Raw genomic sequence first — 2,379 nt, 5'->3', positions numbered from 1 at the left:
CTGGCCGGCAAGTTGGCCGGCGCGGCGCGTTGCAGTTGCACGGCGCTGCCGTCGAGCAGGCTGGCGCCGAGGCCGTAGGTGATCGGCAGGCTGGCGAGAATGCGCACGGGCTGTGTTTCGGCGTGCAGCGGGCCGGCGAGCAGGGCGCAGGCGGCGAGGGCGAGGCTCAGGCGTTGCAGGTTCATCCCAGGTTCCCTTTCAGGCTAGGCAGGATGCCGCGGGCGATGGCGGCGAGGGCGAAGGCGAGGCCGGCGACCATGATGATCGCGGCGCCGGAGGGGACCGGCAGTTCCAGGGCGATCGGCAGGAAGATGCCGGCCAGGGTGCTGCAGGTGGCGATCAGGACCGACAGCCAGAAGAAGCCCTTCAGCGACTGGCTGAGCAGGCGTGCGGCTGCCGCCGGGATCACCAGCAGGGCGCCGACCAGGATGGCGCCGATGACCTTGACCGCGGCCACGGTAACCAGCGACACCAGCATCACGAACAGGTAGTCCAGCGGCTTCACCGCGACGCCGCGCACGCTGGCCAACTGCGGGTTGAAGCTGGCCAGCATGATGCGGTTGTACAGCGGCAGCGCCAGGCCCAGCACCAGCAGCGAGACCAGCGCCAGCACTGCGAGGTCCTGGGCGTTGACCGTCAGCACCGAGCCGAACAGCACGTTCTCCAGGATATGGATGTTGATCTTGCCGGCGAGCACCAGCAGCAGGCTGGCGCCGACTGCCAGCGACACCGAGAGGAACACGCCGATCAGGGTGTCCGGCGCCAGGCCGGTGCGGTTACGCAGGTAGTTGAGCAGGATGCCGAACAGCAGGCAGTAGCCGAACAGGCTGCCGTAGGGGCCGGTGTAGGGTTCGCCGAGCAGGATGCCGATGGCCACCCCGGTCAGCGCGGCGTGGCCGACCGCCTCGGAGAAGAAGGCGAAGCGCTTGACCACCACCAGGGTGCCGAGGCCGCCGAGCACCGGGCCGATCAGCAGGCCGGCGAGCAGGGCGTTGACCACGAAGCCGTAGGCCAGGGCCTCGGGCAGGTAGCCGGCGCTGGCCCAGGCCTGGATCGCCAGGCGGATGTCTTCGAAACTCATGACGAGGCCTCTTGCTGGCGCGGATGGCTGGAGAACAGTTCGAGCAGCCGCTCGGGGTTCAGCACCTGCTGCGGCGCATCGTCGAACAGCACGCGGCGGTTGAGCCCGGTGACGCGGTCGGCGAGACGGCCGACGGCCTGCAGGTCGTGCTCGATCCACAGCACCGTGGTGCCGGCCTGGCGCCAGTCGCGCAACAACTGTTCGAACACCTGCACGCCGGGCTCGTCCAGTGCCGACATCGGCTCGTCCAGCACCAGCAGCTGCGCCTCGGGCACCAGGCCCTGGGCCAGCAGCACGCGCTGGCGCTCGCCGCCGGACAGCGCGCCCATGCGCCGTTTGCGCTTATCCAGCATGCCGACCCGCGCCAGCGCCTGTTCGATGGCTGGGGCGTGACGCCGCGACAGGCCGAGGAAGGCCGGGCGGCGCTGGCACATGGCGGCCATGAAGTCGTCCACCGTCATCGGCAGGCCGCGGTCGAACTCCAGCGCCTGCGGCACGTAGCCGATGGTGCCGGGGCTGGCCGGCCAGTGCAGGCGCAGCTCGCCCTGGTGCTGCATCTGTCCGAGCAGGGTCTTGATCAGCGAGCTCTTGCCGCCGCCGTTGGGGCCGACCAGGGCGTGCACGCTACCGGCGCGCACCTGGAAGCCGACGTTGTCGAGGATGCGCGTGCGGCCGAGCGCCAGCTGCACCGCGTCGAACTCGATGGCCGGGCCGCTCGGGCGCGGCAGCGCGTTCTCCAGCGCACTCATGCGCCGGAGTCCCGAATCGCCCGCACCACGGTGTCGAGGTTGTGGCGCATCTCTTCCTCGTACTTCTGCGGGCTGTAGTCGCCATAGGAGATATGGGTCAGGGCGTAGAGCTTGACCCCGGATTCGCGCTGGATGGTGTCGACGTAGCTGGAGGGGAAGTCCATCTCCGAGAAGATCACCTGCACGTCGAGGTCCTTGAGCTGGTCGATGGTCTTCTTCAGCTGGCTGGGGCTGGGTTCGATGCCGTGGGCCGGCTCGACCACCGCGGTGACCTCCAGGCCGAACTCGCGCAGCAGGTAGTCGTAGGCGCCGTGGATGGTGGCCACCCGCAGCTCGTTGCCCGAGGCGGCGCTGAGCTGGCTCAGCGCCGTCGCGCGCAGGCCGCGCAGGCGCTTGCCGTAGGCACGGGCGTTCTGGCTGTAGAACCTGGCGTTGTCCGGGTCGAGCTTGCCCAGCTCGCGGGCGATGTTGTTGATCTGCGCGATCGAGGCGCTGATGGAGAGGAAGGTGTGCGGGTTGACCACCTTGCCGGCGCCGCGCGCGGCCTGG

Annotated in this window: 3 protein-coding genes and 1 pseudogene; all 4 read right to left on the bottom strand. The window is 69.6% G+C overall.

All coding sequences use genetic code 11. The features are described 5' to 3' along the window. Positions 1–185 (bottom strand): annotated as a pseudogene (locus N878_RS17855) (metal ABC transporter substrate-binding protein); the annotation flags it as partial. After that, the gene (locus N878_RS17850; RefSeq protein WP_021444947.1) at positions 182–1,081 is read right to left on the bottom strand and encodes a metal ABC transporter permease; all 900 of its coding nucleotides are present in this window, start codon (positions 1,079–1,081) and stop codon (positions 182–184) included. The gene N878_RS17850 and the pseudogene N878_RS17855, both read right to left, overlap by 4 nt. Next, positions 1,078–1,830: a metal ABC transporter ATP-binding protein gene (locus N878_RS17845; RefSeq protein ID WP_021444946.1), complete on the bottom strand. Its 753-nt coding sequence runs from the start codon at positions 1,828–1,830 to the stop codon at positions 1,078–1,080. Before N878_RS17845 ends, N878_RS17850 begins: the two co-directional genes overlap by 4 nt. Further along, a partial coding sequence (locus N878_RS17840) for a metal ABC transporter solute-binding protein, Zn/Mn family (RefSeq protein ID WP_021444945.1) occupies positions 1,827–2,379 on the bottom strand: 553 nt, incomplete at its 5' end. The genes N878_RS17845 and N878_RS17840, both read right to left, overlap by 4 nt.

The sequence above is a fragment of the Pseudomonas sp. EGD-AK9 genome (assembly GCF_000465935.2).
In the GTDB taxonomy this organism is placed as follows: Bacteria; Pseudomonadota; Gammaproteobacteria; order Pseudomonadales; family Pseudomonadaceae; genus Aquipseudomonas.
Note: the sequence above shows the minus strand (reverse complement) of the source record. Positions and strands in the feature narration are given on the sequence as shown.

Excerpts from the sequence above, each read along its gene's own strand:
- N878_RS17850 (WP_021444947.1), bottom strand. The coding sequence starts at position 1,081 with ATGAGTTTCGAAGACATCCGCCTGGCGATCCAGGCCTGGGCCAGCGCC.
- N878_RS17845 (WP_021444946.1), bottom strand. The coding sequence starts at position 1,830 with ATGAGTGCGCTGGAGAACGCGCTGCCGCGCCCGAGCGGCCCGGCCATC.